We start from the raw sequence: 21,457 nt of genomic DNA, 5'->3' as shown, positions 1-21,457 counted from the left end.
GTCCCGGCTGCGCGCGCAGCCGGGACCGTGGTGGCGAATGCCGAACAGGGAGATGGCTTCGCTCATCGAGGCCGGCTCGCTCAGGCCTGCTCGCGGAACGCGCGGTACAGGTCCTTCCAGTCCTCGCGCTCCTTCACCACGGTTTCCAGGTATTCCTTCCACACCAGCGCGTCCTGCACCGGATCCTTGACGATGGCGCCGATCATGCCGGCGGCCATGTCGCCGGGGCGCAACACGCCGTCGCCGGAATGGCCGGCCAGGGCCATGCCGTTGTTGATCACGGAAATGGCCTCGGCGGTGGAGAGCGTGGCGGTCGGGCTCTTCAACTTGGCCTTGCCGTCTTCGGTGACGCCATTGCGCAACTCGCGGAAGATGCGCACCACCCGCGCCACTTCCTGCAGCGCCGGCGGCTCGGCCGGCAGGTCCAGCGCCGCGCCCATTTCGGCCACGCGCTTGCGCACGATCGCCACTTCGTCCTCCTCGCTGGACGGCACCGGCAGGATCACGGTGTTGAAGCGGCGCTTCAGCGCGCTGGACAGTTCGTTGACGCCCTTGTCGCGGTTGTTGGCGGTGGCGATCACGCTGAAGCCGCGCACCGCCTGCACTTCGCTGCCCAGCTCCGGGATCGGCAGGGTCTTTTCCGACAGCACGGTGATCAGCGCGTCCTGCACGTCGGCCGGAATGCGGGTGAGCTCCTCGATGCGGGCGATCTTGCCCAGGCGCATGGCCTGCATCAGCGGACTCGGCACCAGGGCCTTCTCGCTGGGCCCGTTGGCCAGCAGCTGCGCATAGTTCCAGCCGTAGCGGATCTGCTCTTCGCTGGTGCCGGCGGTGCCCTGCACCAGCAGCGTGGAATCGCCGCTGATCGCCGCGGTCATGTGTTCGGACACCCAGGACTTGGCGGTGCCCGGTACGCCGAACAGCAGCAGGGCGCGATCGGTGGCGATGGTCGCCACGGCCACTTCCATCAGGCGGCGGTCGCCGATGTACTTGGGGCTGACCACGAAGCCGTTCTCCAGCGTGCCGCCGAGCAGGTAGGTCACCACCGCCCAGGGCGACAGCTGCCAGTTGGCAGGCCGCTGGCGGCTGTCCTGGCGGCGCAGTTCCTCCAGTTCCTCGGCGTATTGATGTTCGGCGTGCTGGCGCAGGACGGCAGTGCTCATGAGGTCTCCAGTGAAAGGCGTGAGGATCAGGATGCGGCGTGCAGGCTCTGGCGCAGGACCAGGAGCTGGCGGGCCTGCTGCACGCAATCGAGCAAGGCGGCGCTGGCGTCCGCAGGCGGATCGGCCACCTGCACCCGCGGCAATGCCGACGGATGCAGGACGGCAAGCAGTTCCAGCAGCGCGTCGCGCAGCAGATAGTCGTGGCGCAGCATCGGAGCGCCGAACAGCGAGCCCAGGTCTGTCGCCAGCGACTGCGAATAGGCGGCGCTCAAGTGCTGGCCGTGGGCGGTGCCGGCCAGCACCTCACCGAGCAGCGCCTGCCGCTGCAGTTGCGCGGTACTCGGCGGCCAGTAGCGCTCGCGCCGCTCCGGCGGCAGCAGGGCCAGCAGCTCGCTCGGGCTGCGCTGCCGTTGCTCCACGTCGAGCAGGGCTTCCACCCAGGCCGGCTCGCTGGCGTCCACCTGCTCCAGCCAGGCACGCAGCAGGGCGGCGTCCCACTCCGTGGTGCGGGACCAGGCCAGCACCTCTTGCGGGGTCTTCTCCAGCGTGCGGCACCACCAGGCGAGCGGCAACTGCCGCGCCAGTTGATAGAGCCACCAGGCGCGCTCACCGAGCGCGTCGCTGTCGGGCCGCTTGCTGTCGATGGCCGCCTCGTTCCACCCGGCATCGGCCGCCCTCGGCGCCTCCAGGGTCCAGCTCACTCGGCGCAACAGGCCGGTGCGCTGCTGTTGCAACACCGCCGACATCTGCGCCTGCAGGTACTGCGCATGTGCGGTGGACGACAACCGCGCCAGCATCGGCCCGGCCAACTGGCGGACCTCGCGGCTGCGGTCCTTCAGCAGTTGCTGCAGGAACGGCGCATCGGCCTCGCACAACTGCGGCTGTAACGCATCGACGCAGGCGGCGCGTTCACGTGCGGACAGTTCCTTCTGCGCGTCCTGCAGGCGCTGGCGCGCGCCGTCGGGGTCTGACGCGCGCAACTGCCGCAAGGCCAGCAGGCGCGCATCGAACGTGCCCTCCTCCCAGATCCGCGCCAGATCGGCAGGCGTCTGCGCCGCCGCTACCGCATCGGCGGCGTAGGTCCACTCCGCATTGCGCCCTGCGAGCCAGCGGCCGCGCGCGCCCAGCACCGGGCGCAATGCGCCCCGCAGCGCGCTCAGGCGCGCGCCTGCGTCCAATGCCTGCGGCAGTACCACGACCGGCAGATGCTGGCCGCGTGCGGCCAGTTGCAGGCAGGCTTCGTGGCGAAGGCGTTTCAGCCACGCTGCGGGCTGCGCGCTGGCGAACAGCGCCCGCAACAGCGGCACCCAGGCATGGTCTGCGGGCAACGCTTGCGGATCGTGCGGCGCGGGCGGCGGTAGTGGCAGTGGCGCGCCGAGACGCAGCGCCGCACGCCGGCAGGAGGCCAACGCGCCCACCTGCAGGCTGTAGCCCAGTGCGGCATCTTCCTGCGTGGCGATGGCGGCGAGCACCTCGCCGAGTGCGCCATCGAGGGCAATCCGTTGCGCGCGATCGATGCCCAGCAGCGCCGGTTTCAACCAGGCCTCGTTCATGCCGCGCTCCTTTCCCAGCGCTCGCCCTGCGCGTTCCACGCGCTGAGCGGCCACAGCGTGTCGCCGTCCCACTCGCCCATCAGGCAGACAGGATGACCGCCGGCGAACGCGAGCAGCGCCCAAGCCTGCATCGCGGGCAGCTGCAGCGGCAGGCTGCCTTCGCTGTGCTGCGCCCGGACGCTGCGGCCGTCGTGCGCGATCTGCGCCTCCTGCAGGCGCATCGGCACCTGCGGCAGCCATGGGTTGAGCGCATGCGCACGGGCGGCGGGGTCCAGGGTGTCGGTGCGCGGCAGCGCGGCGCCGGCCTCCACGCCGGCATCGAGTTCGCTCGGCACGGCGCGCAACGGCACCGTACCCGGATGGAAATGCAGGCAGCCGGCATGCACATGACCGTTGCGCCACTGCTGCTCCCATCCGCGCCCGCCGTGGCTGTACTCCTGCAGCAGCGCGGGGCGGCCACTGTCTAGGCCCTGCAGCCACACCCGGCGTTCCAGCAGATTGCCCGGCTGCTCGATCAGGTGCTGGCCCTGCACATGCCAACGATCGTGCACCGCCTCGCCTTCGCGCAACACGGTGTCGCGCTCCAGCGGCCAGCCCAGTGCGGCACGCAGGTCCGCCTGGCGCGCGGCGCTGAAATCCCCTGCGCGCGGCACCGCCTGGACCAACAGTTGCAGCAGGCCGAGGCGTTCGCCGAGGTCGGCGAGCTGCGCGAGATCGCGGCCGCCCTCGCCCACGGCGCGCTCCAACTGCGCGGCCAGGCCGGGAGCCTGCGCATCGACCATGCGCGCCATCATGCGCCGCGCGTCCTGGCCGAATTCCGCGCCCAGATTGGCCAGGCCCTGGCGGAACTGGTCGGCGATCCAGCGTTGCAGTTCAGCCGCGCCGGCCTGCATGCGCGCCCAACGCGCCTGTTCGCGCCTGGCTGCCGCCGCGGCCTGGACCTGCGGATCGGGCGGCGGTGTGCTGGCGGCGACCTCCTCCTTGCGCGCCGCGCGTTCGCGACGTCCCTGCATCCATTCCTCGACCCAGGCCGGCCGAGTGCCCGGCACGCAGCGCGGGTTGCCGTCGGCATACAGCAACAGCATGGCCAGCCCGTGCTTGCACGGAAACTTGCGGCTGGGGCACGAGCAACGGCTGACCAGCGCGACCAGGTCCACCTGGGTCTGGTAGGGCTTGGCGCCACTGCCCTGGCATTCTCCCCACAGCACCTCGGCGTCGGCGCCGAGCAGGCCCCACTTCCCGTCCGTGGCCAGGCCGGCGGCCGCCTTGGCCGATGCCGCATCCGGCGCAAGCGCGAGGACCTGCTCGCGCGTGAGTCGCACTTCCATATCCTTACTCATCTCAGCGTCCGGTCGATGATAGCCGAGGTTGTGTGGCAATCAGCGACATGGTCGGCGCCGGACACGCGGCACGCGGGCGGCTGCCTCGTTGGCTCACCGACCGCGTGTGCCTTTGCGCTGACAACTGGGCATGCGACGCCGGTCGATGGCGCCTGTCATTCCCTCGCTGGCTGCGGCATCACGCACCCCTCGCATGTCGCACTGCCGCACCTGCAGCCGTGGGGTTCAGCCGCCCCGCGCCAACCGCCGCCGGATCTGGGCGCGCTGTTTCGCGCTGAACGCAGCGGCGTGGGTCTGCAACAGTGCGATCACCGTCGTATGCGCCGCCTCGGTGCGGCGTTGCAGTTCCCGGGTGGCGGCGTGCTCGATGGAGCGCCATTCGGCGGGGGTGGTTCCAGTTGGGAGGGCGGTGCTGTCTGCGTGCATTGCGGGATCCGATTTGCGGCACGGGCGGGCCGATGCAGGTGTCGACCTTGATGCACTTTACCGCCAAGCCGGCCATCGGTGGTTCGTGCCGCGTGGACAGCCAGATGCAGAACCGCATCTGCGCTCCGCAGTTCGGCGCGTGGACGTGCCGCGGTCGACGGGTTCATCGACGAGGCGCCGTTCGCCGCGACATCGAGCATGGGCACTGCGATGGGGCGAATTGTGCGCCACTCCCGCTGGCCAAGCCCCCGCCACATCCCACAGCCGTTGCGAGCCTCAGGCCAGGCGCTTGCGCGGGTTCGCCGCGGACGCACCTGTGACCAGCGCATCCGCGTCGCCGGCAGGCGCATGCGGCAAGCGCACCCGCGCACACAGCCCACCGCCCGCACGGTTGGCGAACTCCAGCGTGCCGCCGTGCGCCTGGCAGATGGCCGCGGCGATCGACAGGCCGAGGCCGCTGCCGCCGGAATGGCGTGCCCGCGAATCGTCGGCGCGCCAGAAACGGTCGCCCATCCGCGCCAGCGCTTCCTCGTCGACGCCGGGACCGCGATCGGCCACGCGGATCAGCACGCCATCGGCATCGGCCTGCGCCTCCAGCGCCAGTTCGCCGCCGGCCGCGGCGTAGCGCAGCGCATTGTCGATCAGCACCGACAGCACCTGGCCCAGGCGGTCACGGTCGGCGCTGATGTGCAACTGCTCGGGAATGCGCACCTGCATCTGCATGCCGGCCTCCTGCAGCGGCTGCGCCGCCCAGGTCAGGCGTTCGCGGACCAGGGCGCCGAGTGCGAACCTCTGCGGCTCCAGCATCAACTGGTTGGCGCGTGCCATCGACAGCAGGTGCAGGTCGCCGACCAGGCGATTGATCTGTTCCAGTTGGCGCTGGACCATGCGCAACTGCTCCTCGCTGCTCGGGAACACCTGGTCGAGCATGCCCTGCACCCGCCCCATCGCCGCGTTGAGCGGGGTGCGCAGTTCGTGCGCCAGCATCGCGCTGGACTCGCGCACCTCGCGCTCGTACCGCTGCAGCTGCGCGCTCATGCCGTTGAAGTCGGTCGCCAGCCCGGCCAGTTCGTCCGGGGCGCCGGGCACAACGCGCGCACGTGCGGCGAAATCGCCATCGCTGATCCGCCGCGCCGCCTCGGCGACGTTGGAGAACTGCCGCGACAATGGCCGCGAAGCGAGCAGACCGCAGACCACGATCACCGGAATCGACGCCAGCACCATGCCCGCCAGCAGCCACCAGTCGCGGCTGGCCAGTCCGGGCAGGAAGTCGGCCACGTCGTAATAGGTTTCGAACAGTTCCCACAGGCGCCGCGCATTGCTGTGCGGATCCTCGCGCAGTTGCAGCATCTCCTGCCGCGCCTGCGGCGGCAGGCGGCTCAGGGTGGAGACGTCCCAGATCGCGAAGCGCAGCACCATGCCCAGCGCGATCGCGATGATGGTCAGCACCGCCAGCGCGCTCATGCGCAGGCCTACCCATTGCCACAGCGGGGCGTGGCGTTTGCGGCGGAACCAGGCCCAGTTCATCGGAAACGGTAGCCGATCGCGCGCACGGTCACCAGCAGGCCGGTGACCTGCTCATGTTCCAGCTTCTTGCGCAGGTTGTGCACGTGCGCATCCACCACCCGCTCCAGCGCGTCGCTGTCGGGCAGGCAGATCTCCAGCAGTTCGCTGCGGGTGAAGGCCTTGAACGGCGTCTTCATCAGCGTCGCGAGGATGTTGAACTCGGTCGGGGTCAGTTCCAGCGCCACCTCGTGGCCGTCGGCATCGCGCACGGTGGCACGCACCGCGGCGGTGTCCACGGTGAGGCGCTCGTGGCGCAGCGGCTCCTCGCTGGCACGCGCCGGCCCGGCGCGGCGCAGCACCGCATACACCCGCGCCACCACTTCCTTGGGGCTGTACGGCTTGACCACGTAGTCGTCGGCGCCGTAACGCAGCGCGCCGAGCTTCTCCGGTTCGTCGCCCATCGCGGTGACCATGATCACCGGCGTGTCGCTGCTGCGGCGGATCGTGGACAGCACCTCGGTGCCGCTGAGCCGCGGCAGCATCACGTCCAGCAGCACCAGGTCCGGCTTCCACTGCGCATGCACCGCCACCGCCTTCTGCCCGTCCTCGGCGATGGTGACCTCGAAGCCGTCGCGGCGCAGGTAGGCCTCGAGGATGCTGGCGCTATCGGCATCGTCTTCGACCAGCAGGATCTTCTTCGCGTGCATTGCCCGGTGCCCGTGTTTGGCGTCTTGATGGAATCTTGAAGATTCCTAGAAGGCGGCTTGAACATGCCCGCCGATGCTGGCAGTCGAGTTCGATCACCCGACCGCTGCCATGATTCTACCGTCCCTGCCGCTTCGCCCGTGTCGCACCCGCGCCCTGCTCTGCCTGCTCGCGCTCGCCCTGGGTGGCTGCTCCCTGGCGCCGGTCTACCAACGCCCGCAACCGGCCATGCCGCCCACCTTCGGCGCGACCAACGCGACCGCGGCCGCCGCACCGGATCGCGGTGAGAGTGCGCTCACCGACCAGGAACTGCAGTTCGTACGGACATTCTCGCCGCAGCACGACCTGGCCCCGCTGCTGACCCAGGCACTGGCCCACGATCCGGACTTCCGCAATGCCGTGCTGACCGTGCAGCAGGCGCGCGCCCAGTACCGCATCGAACGCGCGCAGCAGCTGCCGCAGCTGGGCCTCGATGCCCAGGGCACGCGTCGCAGCTACGACGACGCGGCCACGCAGGCGCGCTATGGCCAGAAGCTGAGTACCGTCGCAGTCGGCGTGGATGGCTTCGAACTGGACCTGTTCGGCAAGCTGGCCTCGCTGTCGGCGGCGGCGCAGCAGCGTTACCTGGCCTCCGAAGACGGCCGCCAGGCGGCGCGCGGCGCGCTGATCGCCGAGGTGCTGCGCGCCTACACACTGGAGCGTGCTGCCCTGCAGAGCCAGCAGCAGGCGCAGACCATCGCCGAGCGCAGTGCCGCACTGCTGGCGATCGCCACGCGCCAGCAGGCGGTCGGGCTGATCTCCCGCGATGCGCTGGACCGCCAGCGCCACGACGACGACCAGGCGCAGGCGCGCGCGCAGCAGGCCACCAGCGATCACGCCGCCGCTCGCCGCGCCCTGCAACTGCTCGCCGGCTACGCCACGCCGGACGGCGCCGGCACTTTGCAGGACCTGATGCCGGGTGCCGGGCAGGACGATGGCCGCACCTGGCGCGACCTCGACTCGCAGTTGCTGCTGCAGCGCCCGGACATCCGCCAGGCCGAGGCCGAACTGCGCGCGCGCAATGCCGACATCGGCGCCGCGCGCGCCGCGTTCTTCCCGTCGATCCGCCTGAGCACCTCGCTGGGTACCGCCAGCGAGGCATTGAACGGCCTGTTCATGCCCGGCAGCCGCACCTGGAGCTTCATGCCGCAACTGGTGCTGCCGCTGTTCGACGGCGGCCGCAACCGCGCCAACCTGGATCTCGCACAGCTGCGCAAGGACGGCGCGGTGGCCGACTACGAGAAGACCGTGGAAGCGGCGTTCCGCGAGGTCGCCGATGCGCTGGATGCGCTGCCGGCGCTGCAGCAGCGCGAACGTGGCGAACGCACCAATCTCGAACGCGAACGCCAGCGTGTGGCGCGCCTGCAGCAGCGCGTCGCGCAAGGTCTGCAGGACCGCCCCGAGCTGCTGGCCGGCGACATCCAGGCCGCGCAGGCCGAACTGGAGCATCTGCAGGCGCGCCAGGACCTGCTGCTCGATCGCATCGCGCTGTTCCGCGCGTTCTACGGCGTGCCGCTGCCGCACGCGCCCTGATGACCTTTCCCCCGCACGAGGTTGCCCCGATGAAACATCTCCTGTCCGTTCTGTCGCCCACGCTGACCGTGGCGGTGCTGGCGCTGCCGCCGGCCGCGCACGCCGCAGACCCCGATCCGGCTCCCAGCGCCGGCCTGTTCGGCGACCGCACCCAAGTGAGCGTGGGCGCCGGCGCCATGCTGACTCCGCGCTATCCCGGCTCCGCCGACGACCGCGTGCAGGCGGTGCCGGTGTTTTCGATACAGCGCGGCATCCTGTTCGCGGACACGCTGCGCGGCGCCGGCGTCCAGTTCCAGAACGCGCACGGCTTCTCCGCCAGCCAGTCGTTCGGCTACGACCTGGGCCGCCTGCAGCGCGACAGCAGTTGGCGCCCCGGCTCCAAGCGCCTGGCCGGCATGGGCGACGTGCCCGGCGCGATCACCGCACGCAGCCTGGTCATGCAGCAGCTCACCCCGTACCTGGCGCTGGACGCCGAGGCGGAGTTCGCGCTGAAGGACGGTGCGCGCCGCAACCGCTACCGCGCCGGCGCGCGCTTCACCCTGATGCAGGCGGCGGCCGACAACGTGACCCTGGACCTGGACGCGCACGTCGGCGACCGCCGCTTCAACCAGGCGTACTTCGGCGTCACCGAGGCGCAAAGCCTGACCAGCGGATTCCAACCGCACCGCGCCGATGCCGGCGTGTACGCCTACACCGTCGGCGCCGAATGGGATCACACCCTGTCGCCGCACTGGACCGCCTCGCTGCTGCTCAACGCCACCCGCTACGTCGGCCCCGCCGACGGCAGCCCGGTGGTGCGTCGCCGCGCCGCTGCCGGCGGCGGCGCCACCGTCACCTACACCTTCTGAACGTTCCCGGGACACCGCCGATCATGACCCTGCGCCCCACCCTGCTTCTCACGCTGTGCCTGCCGCTGGCCGTGCTGGCGCTGTCCGGCTGCGGCCGCGAGGCCGCACCGCCCGCCGACGCGCCGCGCGCGGTCAAGCTGGAAACCGTCGGCAGCGATGCCGCGCGCGACAGCACCCGCTACCTCGCCCAGGTGCGCCAGCAACAACGCGCCGATCTCGGCTTCGAAGGCGGCGGCCGCATCGCCGCCATCGCCGTGGACGTGGGCGACCGCGTGCGCGCCGGCCAGGTGCTCGCACGCCTGGACCCGGAACCGAACAACCTGCGCCTGCAGCAGGCCGAGGCCGGCGTCGGCATCGCCGCGGCAGACCTGCAGCAGCAGCAGACCCAGCTCGCCCAGCAGCAGGCCATGTTCGACGACGGCGCCGCCTCGGCCGCGACCCTGACCGCAGCCAAGAGCGCCTTCGCCGCGGCGCAGGCGAAGGTCCGCAGCGCGCAGTCGGACCTGGCGCTGGCGCGCCGCGCGGTGCGTCAATCGGAACTGCGCGCACCGTTCGACGGCAGCGTGGTGGCACGCCTGCAGCAGCCCGACAGTCTGGTGAGCGCGGGCCAGCCGGTCCTGCAACTGGACGGCGCCGATCGCGCGCAGGTGCTGGCGACGCTGCCGGCCGATCGCGCGGCGGCGCTGCAACCGGGCCAAAGCGTCCTCGCCTACCGCAGCAGCGCACCGCAGCAGGCGCTGCCGCTGCGCCTGCGCAGCGTGTCCGAACGCTTGGACGGCGGGGCCACCGTGCAGGCGCTGTTCGACAGCACCGGCGCCGACGCGGCGCAGCCGCGCAGCGGCGAATCGCTGCTGCTGGCCCTGCCCGACAGCGCCGCCGATCAGGCGCCGAGCGTGCCGTTGAGCGCGCTGATCCCGAGCATGGCCGACGGCCAGACCATGCTGTTCGTGTACCGCCAGGACAGCGGCAGCGTGCGCCGTCGTCAGGTCGTCACCGGGCACGCCGAGGGCGGCCGCGTGCAGATCCTGCGTGGCCTGGCTCCGGGCGAGCGCATCGTCGCCGCTGGCGCCGCCTTCCTTCACGACGGCCAGCACGTCGTGCCGTTCCGTCCCATCACCCGCCTCGGCACCACCTCGCCATGAACCTGACCCGCGCCACCCTGCAATCGAGCCGCCTGGCGCTGTTCAGCGCCGCCCTGATCCTGATCGGCGGCATCGTCACCTTCCTCGGCTTCCCGTCGCAGGAGGAACCGAGCGTGACCGTGCGCGATGCGATCGTGCAGGTCGGTTACCCCGGCATGCCCAGCGAGCGCGTGGAGAACCTGCTCGCGCGTCCGCTGGAGGAACGCCTGCGCGAGGTCAGCGGGCTGAAGAAGATCGTCACCACCATCCATCCCGGCAGCGCCATCGTGCAGGTCACCGCGCAGGACAGCGTCAAGGACCTGCCGGCGTTGTGGCAGCGGGTGCGCAGCAAGGCGGCCGAGGCCGGTGCCGAGCTGCCCGCGGGTACGCAGGGGCCGCTGGTCGACGACGACTTCGGCCGCGTCGCCATCGCCTCGATCGCGGTCACCGCGCCCGGCTTCAACACCGCCGAGATGCTCGGGCCGCTGCGGCAGATGCGTGCGCAGCTGTACGCCGTGCCGGGCGTCGAGCGGGTCACCTTCCACGGCCTGCAGGACGAGCGCGTCTATGTCGCCTTCGACCGCACCAGGCTGGGCGAGGCCGGCCTCACCCCGGCCGCGGTCGCGCAGCAACTGCGCGCGCAGAACGTGGTCGCCGGTGGCGGCCTGGTCGCCGCGTCGGGCATGGCGATGACCGTGACCACCTCCGGCGAGGTGCGCGACCTCGACGAGCTGCGCAATACCCCGATCGCCACGCAGGGCGCCGACGGCCCACGGCAGATCCCGCTGGCGCAACTGGCGCGGATCGAGCTGATGCCAGTGGATCCGCCGGAGGCCGGCGCCATCTACCAGGGCCAGCCGGCGGTGGTGGTGGCCGTGTCGATGGCCCCAGGCAACAACGTCGCCGAGGTCGGCAAGGCGCTGCGCCACACCCTGGGCGAGACCGCCAAGATGCTGCCGGTGGGTTTCGCACAGCACGTGGTCACCTTCCAGGCCGACGTGGTCGAGCGCGAGATGGGCAAGATGCATCACGTGATGGGCGAGACCATCGTCATCGTGATGGCGGTGGTGATGCTGTTTCTCGGCTGGCGCACCGGCCTGATCGTCGGCGCGATCGTGCCATTGACCATCCTCGGCGCGCTGATCGCGATGCGGGTGTTGGGCGTGGAACTGCAGACCGTGTCCATCGCCGCGATCATCCTGGCGCTGGGTCTGCTGGTGGACAATGGCATCGTCATCGCCGAGGACATCGAACGGCGCCTGGCCGCCGGCGAGGAACGCCGCGCCGCCTGCGAGGCCGCCGGCCGCAGCCTGGCGATCCCGCTGCTGACCTCCTCGCTGGTGATCGTGCTGGCGTTCTCGCCGTTCTTCTTCGGCCAGACCAGCACCAACGAATACATGCGCTCGCTGGCGATCGTGCTGGCGGTGACCCTGCTCGGCTCGTGGCTGCTCAGCATCACCATCACCCCGCTGCTGTGCATGTACTTCGCCCGCGCGCATGTCGCGCCGGCCGATGGACATGGCGACAGCTACACCTCCAAGCCGTACCGGCTGTACCGGCGCACGATCGAGGCGCTGCTGGCGCACAAGGCGCTGTTCCTGGGCAGCATGCTCGCCCTGCTCGCCCTGGCGGTGACCGTGCTGGCCTCGGTGCCGTACAGCTTCCTGCCCAAGTCCGACCGCCTGCAGTTCCAGATGCCGGTGACCCTGCAACCGGGCAGCGATGCGCGCGAGACACTGCGCACCGTGCAGTCGATCAGCCAGTGGCTGGCCGACCGTCGGCAGAACCCGCAGATCGTCGACAGCATCGGCTACGTCGCCGACGGCGGCCCGCGCATCGTGCTCGGGCTGAACCCGCCGCTGCCGGCGGCCAACATCGCCTACTTCACCGTCAGCGTGCGGCCGGGCAGCGACATCGATGCGCTGATCGCCAAGGTGCGCTCCCACCTGCGCCAGGCCTACCCGGCGGTACGCGCCGAGCCCAAGCGATTCTCCCTGGGCTCGACCGAATCCGGCGTGGCGATCTACCGGGTGATCGGCCCGGACGAAACGCAACTGCGCCGGATCGCCGCCGGCATCGCCGACGCCTTGCGTGCCCTGCCCGGCACGCTGGACGTCAGCGACGACTGGGACAGCCGCATTCCGCGCTACGTGGTGCAGGTGGACCAGGCCAAGGTGCGCCGCGCCGGCGTCGCCAGCGAGGACATCGCCCAGGCGCTGCAACTCCGCTACAGCGGCGTGGACGCCTCGGTGATCCACGACGACGGCAGCAACGTGCCGATCGTGCTGCGCGGCGACAGCGGCCCTGGTGCACGCAGCGGCAACCCCGGCGACACGCCGATCTACCCGTCCTCCGGCGCCGCGCCGCTGCCGCTGTCGGCGATCGCCGACATCCAACTGAGTTCGGAACCCTCGACGATCCAGCGCCGCAACCTGAGCCGCGCCATCACCATCACCGGCCGCAACCCGGACCTGACCACCGACCAGGTGGTGGCCGCGCTGGCCGACAAGGTGGCGGCGCTGCGCCTGCCGCCGGGCTACCGCATCGAGATGGGCGGCGAACTGGAGGACGCCGCCGAAGCCAACCAGGCATTGCTGCAGTACATGCCGCATGCGCTGGGCGCGATCCTGCTGCTGTTCGTGTGGCAGTTCAATTCGTTCCGCAAGCTGTTCATCGTGGTCGCCAGCATTCCGTTCGTGCTGATCGGCGCCACCCTCGCCCTGCTGGTCACCGGTTATCCGTTCGGCTTCATGGCCACCTTCGGCCTGCTCGCGCTGGCCGGCATCATCGTCAACAACGCGGTGCTGCTGCTCGAACGGATCGAGGCCGAGCTGGCCGATGGCCTGAGCCGGCACGAGGCGGTGATCGCCGCAGCGGTCAAGCGCCTGCGCCCGATCGTGATGACCAAGCTGACCTGCATCGTCGGCCTGATCCCGCTGATGCTGTTCGCCGGGCCGCTGTGGACCGGCATGGCCATCACCATGATCGGCGGTCTGGCCCTGGGCACGCTGGTGACCCTGGGGGTGATTCCGGTGCTGTACGACCTGCTGTTCGCACGCCGCGCCGGCAAGCCGGCGAAGGTCGCGGCATGAAGCGGCGGCGCTGGCACCGCGCGATCCTGCCCTGTGTCGTGCTGTGCATGGCGCTGTGCACCGGCGGCTGTGCCAGCGTCACCCTGCAACGCGTGGATGCGGCGCGCTACATCCAGGCCAAGCGCGGCGACGCGCTGAGCACCGCGCGCCCCAGCGATGCCGCACTGCAGACGCTGAACGTGGCCGGCCTCGACGCGGCACGCTGCACGGCGACGGTGCCGCCATGCATCGACCAGTTGCTCGGCAACGCCGACATGGACCAGGAACGTACCCTGGCGACGGCGGCGGAACTGTCGCTGCTGGCCGCGCAACGTGCCGCCAGGCAACGTCCGGCCAGCGATGCCACGCTGGCCGCCTGGCTGCAGACCGCGCGTTACGCCTACGCCTACCTGTTCTTCAGCGCACGCACGCCCAGCGAACGCGCCTTCGAGGAACGCCAGACCCAAGTGCGCGACTACTACAACTACGCCGTGCAGCAGGCGGTGACCGCGTTGTTCGCCCGCTACCGGCGGCATCCGCCGGCCACGCACGAGGCCGGCGCGCAGATCGCCGCCCTGCCCGACTGGACGGTGACGCTGGATGCCAGCGGCGTCGGCAGCCCGCAGGACATGCCGATGCCCGAGACGATGCTGGCGGCCAGCGGCCTGCGTTTCGATGGGCTGCGCAGCGTGTATCGGCGCGATGGCTTCGGCGCGGAGATGGTCGCGGTCCTGCCGCAGCCGGCGGCGGAGGCCATCCGCAGCACCGACGCCACTCCTGTCTACAGCGACATGCCCACCCCCAACCTCACGGTGTTGCTGCGTTTCGATGGCCGCACGCTCAAGCAGGTGCTGGCCAGCAACAGCGCACACGTGGAAGTCCACGACCCCTCGCTCGGCGATCGGGTCACGATGGGCGGTGTCGACGTGCCGCTGGCGGCCAATTTCAGCGCCGGCTACGGCGTGTGGATGGCGCGCGCCGGTTTCGCCGCGCAATCGCTGCGCACCCTGCTCGGCCTCGGGCACGGCATCGAACGGCCGCACGTGTTCCTGACCCAGCCCTACGATCCGAACCGGCGCGTGCTGGTGCTGCTGCACGGGCTGGCCAGCAGCCCGGAAGCCTGGGTCAACCTGGCCAACGACCTGCTCGGCGATCCGCAGGTCCGCGCGCGCTATCAGATCTGGTTCGTCTACTACCCGACCAACCTGCCGATTCCCTACACCCACCTGCAGGTTCGCAACGCCCTGGAGCAGACGCTGGACCAGTTCGATCCGCAACGCCGCAGCGTCTCCGCACATGACATGGTGCTGATCGGGCACAGCATGGGCGGCGTGCTGGCGCGCTTGATGGTGTCTTCCAGCGACGGCGAGCGGCTGTGGCGAACCCTGTTCGACGGGGCGGCGCTGGATCCGCAGGCGCGCCAGGCACTGCACGCCAGGCTCGGGCCGATGCTGCAGTTCGCGCCGATGCCGGAAGTCTCCGAGGCGATCTTCCTGGCCACCCCGCAGCGCGGCACGCCCGAAGCCGCCGGCACGGTGGGCGAACTGGCACGCGCCGTGATCGGCCTGCCACGGCGCGTGCTCGATCAGTTCCAGGACATCGCGGGCAAGAACATGCTCGACGGGCTGCCCAACAGCATCGACAGCCTCAGCGATCACGACCCTTTCATCCTCGCCGCGGCGCAGTTGCCGATCTCACCACAGCTGACCTATCACTCCATCATCGGGCAGGAGGATCCGCGCGTGCCGCTGGCGCAGTCCAGCGACGGCATCGTGCCGTACTGGAGCGCCCACCTGCCCGGCGCCGCCTCGGAAACGGTGATCGTCTCCGGGCACAGCGTGCAACGCACGCCGCAGGCGATCCTGCAGATCCGCCGGCTGCTGCATTGAACTGGTGCAGCGTTAGCCCCTCAGCGATGCAGCACCAGTCCCACCAAGCCCCTCTCCCTCCGGGAGAGGGGTTGGGGTGAGGGTACGGGCGCCCTCGCACATCCTGGATGCAGGCAGACAAGGAACAGCAGCGCAGCTCGCTCGAAGAAGCCAGCGATCCACCCGGCTTCCAGCGCATGCTTGCCGCATCTCGCAGCCGCTGCACACGGCCGCCGCACGCATAAAAAAACACCCGGCAGTGCCGGGTGTTTTCGAAAGTGGCGTCCCCACGGGGATTCGAACCCCGGTCGCCACCGTGAAAGGGTGATGTCCTAGGCCTCTAGACGATGGGGACGCGGATAACGATGTTGCTTTGCGGACGGCCTATGTCCGAAAAGTTGGTGGAGCCAGCCGGGATCGAACCGGCGACCTCTTGCATGCCATGCAAGCGCTCTCCCAGCTGAGCTATGGCCCCACGTGTACTGGCAGAAGCGGAATCTTACCCGACTTTCTTCCGATGTACAAACCCCGCACTCAATGCGTTCGGCAGAGCCGAACCCGGATGCGCGCGAGGAATTGCTGCGAAAAATGGCGTCCCCACGGGGATTCGAACCCCGGTCGCCACCGTGAAAGGGTGATGTCCTAGGCCTCTAGACGATGGGGACGCTGTGTAACGATGTCGCCTTTGCGGACGGCCTATGTCCGAAAAGTTGGTGGAGCCAGCCGGGATCGAACCGGCGACCTCTTGCATGCCATGCAAGCGCTCTCCCAGCTGAGCTATGGCCCCACGTGCTGCGAGGAGCGGAATATTAACGATCGTGATCGGCACACGCAAGCGTTTTTTTCGGAACGTTCGCGACGCCGCACACGCCCTCGCGACGACCGGCTGCATCCGCGCGCACGCCTGCATTGCGCGACGCCTGCGCCTCACCTCCAACGATGGAGGCGACCTGCGGAACTCGCCGCACACGGCCCCAACCCGCCTCCGCAGCCCTCCGCCACTCGTGTCGATGATTGCCGATATCGGCACAACGGGTGGATTTGCGCGCCCCTTGCGCGGTCGGCAGGAACCGAATGCTTCGCCTAACGTGCGACGCACATATAGAGATGTGTTCGGGAAGTACCCATGGCCACTGCCATTCCCCCCGCCTCCTCCAACGACGGCAAATGCAGATGCGCTGGCGGCGCGGCCGAACTGTCGGCTATACTCCGCGGCCGCGCCGAAGTGGCGGAATCGGTAGACGCAGCGGACTCAAAATCCGCCGCCCTTAAAAGCGTGTGGGTTCGAGTCCCACCTTCGGCACCAGTGCATTGTTTCAGGATGTCCAGTAGCGTCCAGAAACTTCAATAAAACCCGCAACTTGGCGGGTTTTTTTGTGCCTGTTGGTCCAACTGCGTCCAGCGACATGCGTTGAAATCCGGCGGTAGGTGGCGGTAGCTTTGGCGGTAACAGCGGTGGTTGCCGCTCGCCAAGGCCGAAAGTTACCGCCATGCCGCTGACAGATACCGCCATCCGCAAGACCAAGCCCGGAGCTGTCCCGCTCAAACTGCGTGATGGCGGCGGCCTCTACCTGCTGATGCGGCCGGATGGCGCCCGCTGGTGGCGGTGGGACTACCGGCGCCCGGTGACGGGCAAGCGCAACACCCTGAGCCTGGGCACTTACCCGGATACCGGCCTTGCCGATGCGCGGGAGAAGCGCGACGCAGCGCGCAAGCTGCTGGCCGCTGGGGTGGACCCCGGCGAGCAACGGAAGCAGGCCAAGCAGGAGCGGGCCGCCTTGGTGGATGCCGCTGGCGAGACGTTCGAGGTGGTGGCCCGGGAGTGGATGGCCCGCCAGACCGTCGCGCGCGTCACGGCGGAGAAGAATCGCTGGCTGCTGGAAACCTTCCTGTTTCCCGAGATCGGTTCCCGCCCTATCGGCGAGATCACGCCCCGCGAGCTGCTGGACGCCCTGCGCAAGATCGAAGCCACCGGCAAGCTGGAAACCGCCGCCCGCGCCAAGATCAAGGCCGGGCAGGTGTTCCGTTACGCCATGCTGGAAGGCAAGGCGGAGATCGATCCCACCGCCAGCCTGCGGGGGGCGCTCAAAGCTGCCAAGGCGCGCCACCATGCCGCCGTCACCGAGCCGGCCAAGATCGGCCAACTACTGCGGGCCATTGAGGGTTTCAGCGGACAACCAGTGACCCATGCCGCGTTGAAGTTGGCCCCGCTAGTTTTCGTGCGCCCCGGTGAACTGCGCGCGGCCGAGTGGGCGGAAATCGACCTGGATGCCGCCATGTGGCGCATTCGGCCCGAGCGCATGAAGATGAAGGCGGCGCACCTGGTGCCCCTGTCCAGCCAGGCCGTGGCGATCCTGCGCGATCTGCATGCCCTGACCGGTGGCGGCCACCACGTGTTCCCTGGGCTGCGCCCCAATAGGCCCATGTCGGAAAACACTGTCAATGCAGCCCTGCGCGCGCTTGGCTATTCGGGCGATGAGATGACCGGCCACGGTTTCCGCAGCATGGCAGCAACGCGACTCAATGAGTTGGGCTGGAACGCAGATGCCGTTGAACGGCAACTGGCGCACGCCGAAACCAACAAGGTGCGCGAGGCGTACACGCATGCAGCGCAGTACCTGCACGAGCGTGTCCGCATGATGCAGGCTTGGGCCGACTATCTGGACGGCCTGCGCTCGGTTGGCAACGTCGTACCGCTGCGGGCCAAGGCGGGCTGAGCTTTCACCGAACACCCGCACCTAGCCCGACGGGGCGAAAAGCCGGACACCCTGCCGGCGTGGTGCGGGGACTTGTCCAGGGGCGCTGAGGGTGCGCGTGATGGGCGAACAACCAAAGAACGGACTTGCTTCTTTATGGGCGCTAGCGGGAGAGCCGAGCTTAACCGAAGCAATTGAACGCAAGAAGGCGGAAAAGGCCCGGCAGGAAGCCGAGGATCGTGCATTTCATGACTACTGTTACAAACGGCTCGCGCGCTTTAAAAATTGGGCAATGAAGCAGGATAAAGAAGCATTGGCCGAGCATCTATCGCTGGCCGCGCTGTTGCTGATCGAAAAAAAGAAGACGGAGCGCGTTGTGCAGAATAGTGCAAGCCTTCGAGAAGAAATGATCTATGTTCTTGAAAAAGAAAACGGCGTCCGTAAGGCACACGAGGCTGCCGCAATGGAAATAGCAAACGATCAAATCAGGAAATTACTGATCCACAAAGATGCGAGGAGGCGCGGGGCGGATGTCACTAACCGTGCCAAAAGAACGGCCCAAGAGGCTGTTAAAGAGCACTGGGATCGCATGTCAGTAAAAGAACAGGCCGCGCATGGCGCGGTCATAAAATTTGCAACCAAGACTGTTCTGGAGGTTCCTGGCACCACTGTCGATGGCATACGACGCTGGGTGGCCAAATGGAGACGTCAAACATCCAACCGCTAGCGACTTCGCGTAGACGCTAGCAACTCCGTTCAAAGCTCGTCCAAGGGGTATTTAATACGTATCGCCCGGCCCGCTGGTGGCCGATATAAGGCGATGCCATGTATCACCATTTGCTACCCAACTCTGGCTTTCTGAGGCTTCATCAAATCGTTGGCCGCGCTGCCAATCCCAAGACTGACAACCTGGCTATTCCGGCCCTGATCCCCGTATCCCGGTCCACCTGGTGGGCCGGCGTGCGCTCCGGCCGCTATCCCAAGCCGGTCAAGCTGGGCGAGCGCTGCACCGCCTGGCGCGTCGAGGACATCCGCGCGCTGATCGAAGCCACCGGCAAGGAGGTGGCTCCATGAGCCGGAACAACACGCATGCCCCGGCCGCTGAAAACGGAACCGAGGTGAACATCATTGACACTTCCGCATCCGCCCAGCGCGCGCGCCTTCTGGCAGCGCTGCGGCGGGGACCGGTAACGACACTGGATGCTCGGCGAGACTTGAACGTGTTCGTGCCCGGCGTCCGCGTATTCGAGTTGCGGCAGGAGGGGCACCCCATCGTGACGCGCCTGATTCGGTTGCTGGACGACCAAGGGCGGCCACATAGCCGCGTAGCGCAGTACGCGATGCAGGGGGAGGTGGCTGATGCGCTTCCCTGATAAACAACGCAGCCCGCACGAGGCGGGCCACGGCGCACACGCTGGCAGGTTGGGTGCGAGTCGAGACTACACGATGGAGGCGGCCTTGTATCTGGCGGCGGTGGCCATGGAAGCGGCGCAGGCCCAGCTTGAAGCATGGGCGCGCTTGACCGACGAGCCACACTGGGCCGTCGTGGATGCGGCCGATCTGTTGGATGCAGCACGCGCTGCGCTGGAGGGTTCCCGGTGAGCCGGCCTTGTTTCGACGGTGTTGGGAGCGTCCACCGCGCGCTTGGCGCCATACGGGGAGGCACGCGATGAGCGCCAGGAAACGGGAGCGCTTCAAAGGCCGCAAGTCGGGCGGTGCATTCTTCCGGGTCAGTGTCGAAGTGCTGGAAAGTCCAGCGTTCTGCGGCCTCTCCATGAAGGCGCGCGCGCTCCTGCTGGATTTGGGTGCGCAATTCAACGGCTACAACAACGGGGACCAGAGTGCGGCGTGGTCGGTTATGCACAAGCGTGGCTGGAAGTCCAAGGACACGCTACGCAAGGCGTTGTTGGAGCTGCTGGATGCTGGATTGATCGAGCAGACCCGGCAAGGCGGCCTGCACTGGTGTTCACTGTTTGCCTTCACCTGGATGGGCATTGACGAATGCGGCGGCAAGCTGGACGTAAAGCCCAACGCGGTCCCGTCAAACCTTTGGCGAAAGCGCATGCCACTACTGCGGGTTGTGGCATGAAAACGCAATGCCCGCCCCAGCCATTGGGGCAGTGCGCCCCGGCTATCGGGTCAAGGAGCGCGCCAGTAGGTACGACTATCGGGGCAGTGTGGCCCGATGGTCGGTCCTACAGAGCGGCTTTCACTCGCTTCGGTGCCCCGGTTATCGGGCACCTTCTAGATATCTACCAAGCGTCAGCGGGATCTATGGGCGATAGCAGCCCCATCGTGGAGCTGGGTGATGCATGACCGATACCTGAGCCGCGACAAGGCCCACCTAGCGAAACTGCAAAGGGAGCGGCGGGCCACGATGCGCCGCATTGACTACATGCCGGGCCGGCAGGCGCTGGCGGTGTTCGTCGCGCGGCAGGCGCAGGAGCGGCCCCGCAGCATCGAGGCGACCAACAGCGCAGTGCTGGACGCCATCCTGGTCGAGTGGGCCGAGCTGACCGGAATTAAGTACAGCCAAGAAGAACAGCCCACGACTCCGGCCCCGGCGTCGGAATTACCTGACCATTCCGCGCGGGCGCGTGTGACTTCGGTCTCTCTGCCGGAATTATTGCCCCCATCGTGGGCACGCGCGGGCGCGTATGACTCCGGGCAACTGGCCTGCCGCAAGATCACGCGCCCGCAGGCCACCGCGTGCGGAGCCACGCGCCACCGTGACCACCTGCCGTGCCAAGCTAGGCCAGAGCCTGGCAAGCGCCGCTGTCGCTTTCATGGAGGGCGCTCCACAGGCCCGAAGACCGAGGCCGGCAGGGCCAGGGCGCTGGCAAACCTGCGGCAGAATCGAACGGCCAAGTAGGTTAAGCGGCCCATTCGTGGCGGTAACTTTGGCGGTATCTTTCGCCACTGCTGCGCAAGATGCCCGATATCAAAGGGTTTTTGTTGCCCACCTTCGCACCAGGACTGACGGCAGCTTCGGCTGCCGTTTGTTTTTTGCGCGACCGCCGCGGCGCACGTCGGCGTCGATCACAGGTAAACGCTTCATCTTCCTGCGCCCGTTTGTCTAGGCGGTGGCAGTGACGGTCCCGCTATACTTTCCGTTCCCAAACCTTAACGAGCAAGCGATGTCGGCATTGCGGGGCCTGCGTATCCTGGTGGTCGAGAACGACGAAATGAACGCCACGCTGCTGGAGTTGCAGCTTGCCCAGGCCGGTGCCGAGGTGGTCGGCATCGCCGCATCCGTGCAGCAGGCCCTTGCGCTGATCGACAGCGAGCGCCCGGACCGGGCGGTGCTCGACTTCCGCCTCTCCGCCGGCGAGACCAGCGAACCGGTGGCCCGGGCGCTCAGCGAACGTGGCACCCCCTTCGTGCTCGCCACCGGCGTGGCCGCCGACGCGCTCCCTCCCGGTTTTGCCGCCGGTGTGGTACTGACCAAGCCCTACCTGTCCGAGCAGCTGATCAAGGCCTTGCAGGACGCTCACGCCAAGACGACCACGCGCCCCTGAGAATCCTCGGCCGTAAGCCCGCCGCCTGGCGGGAACGCTTCGAGGAACTCCGCCATCAACGCCAAGGACT

Annotated in this window: 19 protein-coding genes and 5 tRNA genes; 14 read left to right on the top strand and 10 right to left on the bottom strand. The window is 68.6% G+C overall.

Annotation, left to right across the window (positions count from 1 at the left end):
- Positions 1-80: 80 nt before the first annotated feature.
- The 6 genes from CEK65_RS18810 to CEK65_RS18785 form a co-directional block, all read right to left on the bottom strand.
- A complete protein-coding gene (locus CEK65_RS18810; protein ID WP_152182647.1) occupies positions 81-1,163 on the bottom strand; it encodes an AAA family ATPase in 1,083 nt (360 codons plus the stop codon).
- A gap of 26 nt (positions 1,164-1,189) precedes the next feature.
- Positions 1,190-2,716: a DUF5691 domain-containing protein gene (locus CEK65_RS18805; RefSeq protein WP_152182646.1), complete on the bottom strand. Its 1,527-nt coding sequence runs from the start codon at positions 2,714-2,716 to the stop codon at positions 1,190-1,192.
- Entirely contained in the window at positions 2,713-4,056 is a 1,344-nt protein-coding gene (locus CEK65_RS18800; RefSeq protein WP_226980641.1) for an SWIM zinc finger family protein, read from the bottom strand. Before CEK65_RS18800 ends, CEK65_RS18805 begins: the two co-directional genes overlap by 4 nt.
- 225 nt (positions 4,057-4,281) lie before the next feature.
- Positions 4,282-4,482, bottom strand: a complete 201-nt coding sequence (locus CEK65_RS18795) for a hypothetical protein (protein ID WP_152182645.1) — start codon at positions 4,480-4,482, stop codon at positions 4,282-4,284.
- 276 nt (positions 4,483-4,758) lie between these two features.
- Positions 4,759-6,009: an ATP-binding protein gene (locus CEK65_RS18790; protein ID WP_152182644.1), complete on the bottom strand. Its 1,251-nt coding sequence runs from the start codon at positions 6,007-6,009 to the stop codon at positions 4,759-4,761.
- Entirely contained in the window at positions 6,006-6,695 is a 690-nt protein-coding gene (locus CEK65_RS18785) for a response regulator (protein WP_152182643.1), read from the bottom strand. Before CEK65_RS18785 ends, CEK65_RS18790 begins: the two co-directional genes overlap by 4 nt.
- A 109-nt stretch (positions 6,696-6,804) precedes the next feature.
- Here CEK65_RS18785 and CEK65_RS18780 point away from each other — a divergent pair, with 109 nt between their 5' ends.
- The 5 genes from CEK65_RS18780 to CEK65_RS18760 are packed head-to-tail and all read left to right on the top strand — an operon-like array spanning position 6,805 to position 15,194.
- The gene (locus CEK65_RS18780) at positions 6,805-8,265 is read left to right on the top strand and encodes an efflux transporter outer membrane subunit (RefSeq protein ID WP_193314837.1); all 1,461 of its coding nucleotides are present in this window, start codon (positions 6,805-6,807) and stop codon (positions 8,263-8,265) included.
- A gap of 29 nt (positions 8,266-8,294) precedes the next feature.
- Positions 8,295-9,113 (top strand): MipA/OmpV family protein, encoded by an 819-nt coding sequence (locus CEK65_RS18775; protein WP_152182641.1) that lies wholly within the window; start codon positions 8,295-8,297, stop codon positions 9,111-9,113.
- A gap of 23 nt (positions 9,114-9,136) precedes the next feature.
- Positions 9,137-10,255, top strand: a complete 1,119-nt coding sequence (locus CEK65_RS18770) for an efflux RND transporter periplasmic adaptor subunit (RefSeq protein ID WP_152182640.1) — start codon at positions 9,137-9,139, stop codon at positions 10,253-10,255.
- A complete protein-coding gene (locus tag CEK65_RS18765) occupies positions 10,252-13,326 on the top strand; it encodes an efflux RND transporter permease subunit (RefSeq protein WP_152182639.1) in 3,075 nt (1,024 codons plus the stop codon). The genes CEK65_RS18770 and CEK65_RS18765 overlap by 4 nt, the downstream gene beginning before the upstream one ends.
- A complete protein-coding gene (locus CEK65_RS18760) occupies positions 13,323-15,194 on the top strand; it encodes an alpha/beta hydrolase (RefSeq protein ID WP_152182638.1) in 1,872 nt (623 codons plus the stop codon). Before CEK65_RS18765 ends, CEK65_RS18760 begins: the two co-directional genes overlap by 4 nt.
- A 258-nt stretch (positions 15,195-15,452) precedes the next feature.
- Here CEK65_RS18760 and CEK65_RS18755 read toward each other — a convergent pair.
- The 4 genes from CEK65_RS18755 to CEK65_RS18740 all read right to left on the bottom strand — a co-directional run bounded on the left by CEK65_RS18755 (position 15,453) and on the right by CEK65_RS18740 (position 15,960).
- A tRNA-Glu gene (locus tag CEK65_RS18755) sits at positions 15,453-15,528 on the bottom strand.
- Positions 15,529-15,572: 44 nt separating this feature from the next.
- Positions 15,573-15,648 (bottom strand) — tRNA-Ala (locus CEK65_RS18750).
- A gap of 114 nt (positions 15,649-15,762) precedes the next feature.
- Positions 15,763-15,838: transfer RNA gene (locus CEK65_RS18745), tRNA-Glu, on the bottom strand.
- Between the two features lie 46 nt (positions 15,839-15,884).
- Positions 15,885-15,960: transfer RNA gene (locus tag CEK65_RS18740), tRNA-Ala, on the bottom strand.
- A 432-nt stretch (positions 15,961-16,392) separates the two neighbouring features.
- Here CEK65_RS18740 and CEK65_RS18735 point away from each other — a divergent pair.
- The 9 genes from CEK65_RS18735 (at position 16,393) to CEK65_RS18695 (ending at position 21,387) form a co-directional block, all read left to right on the top strand.
- Positions 16,393-16,479 (top strand) — tRNA-Leu (locus CEK65_RS18735).
- 184 nt (positions 16,480-16,663) lie between these two features.
- Positions 16,664-17,890 carry an integrase arm-type DNA-binding domain-containing protein gene (locus tag CEK65_RS18730; protein ID WP_011347431.1) on the top strand — a complete coding sequence of 409 codons (1,227 nt, stop codon included), beginning with the start codon at positions 16,664-16,666 and terminating at the stop codon, positions 17,888-17,890.
- Positions 17,891-17,987: 97 nt separating this feature from the next.
- Positions 17,988-18,596: a hypothetical protein gene (locus CEK65_RS18725; protein ID WP_152182637.1), complete on the top strand. Its 609-nt coding sequence runs from the start codon at positions 17,988-17,990 to the stop codon at positions 18,594-18,596.
- Positions 18,597-18,694: 98 nt separating this feature from the next.
- Positions 18,695-18,943, top strand: coding sequence for an AlpA family phage regulatory protein (locus CEK65_RS18720; RefSeq protein ID WP_043092066.1), 249 nt, complete (start codon positions 18,695-18,697; stop codon positions 18,941-18,943).
- Positions 18,940-19,242 (top strand): helix-turn-helix domain-containing protein, encoded by a 303-nt coding sequence (locus tag CEK65_RS18715; RefSeq protein ID WP_011347434.1) that lies wholly within the window; start codon positions 18,940-18,942, stop codon positions 19,240-19,242. The genes CEK65_RS18720 and CEK65_RS18715 overlap by 4 nt, the downstream gene beginning before the upstream one ends.
- Positions 19,229-19,471 carry a hypothetical protein gene (locus tag CEK65_RS18710; RefSeq protein ID WP_139328341.1) on the top strand — a complete coding sequence of 81 codons (243 nt, stop codon included), beginning with the start codon at positions 19,229-19,231 and terminating at the stop codon, positions 19,469-19,471. The genes CEK65_RS18715 and CEK65_RS18710 overlap by 14 nt, the downstream gene beginning before the upstream one ends.
- A gap of 67 nt (positions 19,472-19,538) precedes the next feature.
- Complete coding sequence (locus tag CEK65_RS18705; protein WP_043092067.1) at positions 19,539-19,958, top strand: hypothetical protein; 420 nt, start codon at positions 19,539-19,541, stop codon at positions 19,956-19,958.
- Between the two features lie 219 nt (positions 19,959-20,177).
- The gene (locus tag CEK65_RS18700) at positions 20,178-20,741 is read left to right on the top strand and encodes an HGGxSTG domain-containing protein (protein WP_043092068.1); all 564 of its coding nucleotides are present in this window, start codon (positions 20,178-20,180) and stop codon (positions 20,739-20,741) included.
- A gap of 265 nt (positions 20,742-21,006) precedes the next feature.
- A complete protein-coding gene (locus CEK65_RS18695) occupies positions 21,007-21,387 on the top strand; it encodes a response regulator (protein WP_043092069.1) in 381 nt (126 codons plus the stop codon).
- Positions 21,388-21,457 lie beyond the last annotated feature (70 nt).

Source organism: Xanthomonas sp. LMG 12459 (assembly GCF_009192905.1).
Classification (GTDB): Bacteria; Pseudomonadota; Gammaproteobacteria; order Xanthomonadales; family Xanthomonadaceae; genus Xanthomonas_A; species Xanthomonas_A sontii.
The sequence above is the reverse complement of the archived record's forward strand: the minus strand, read 5'-3'. Positions and strand labels throughout refer to the sequence as shown.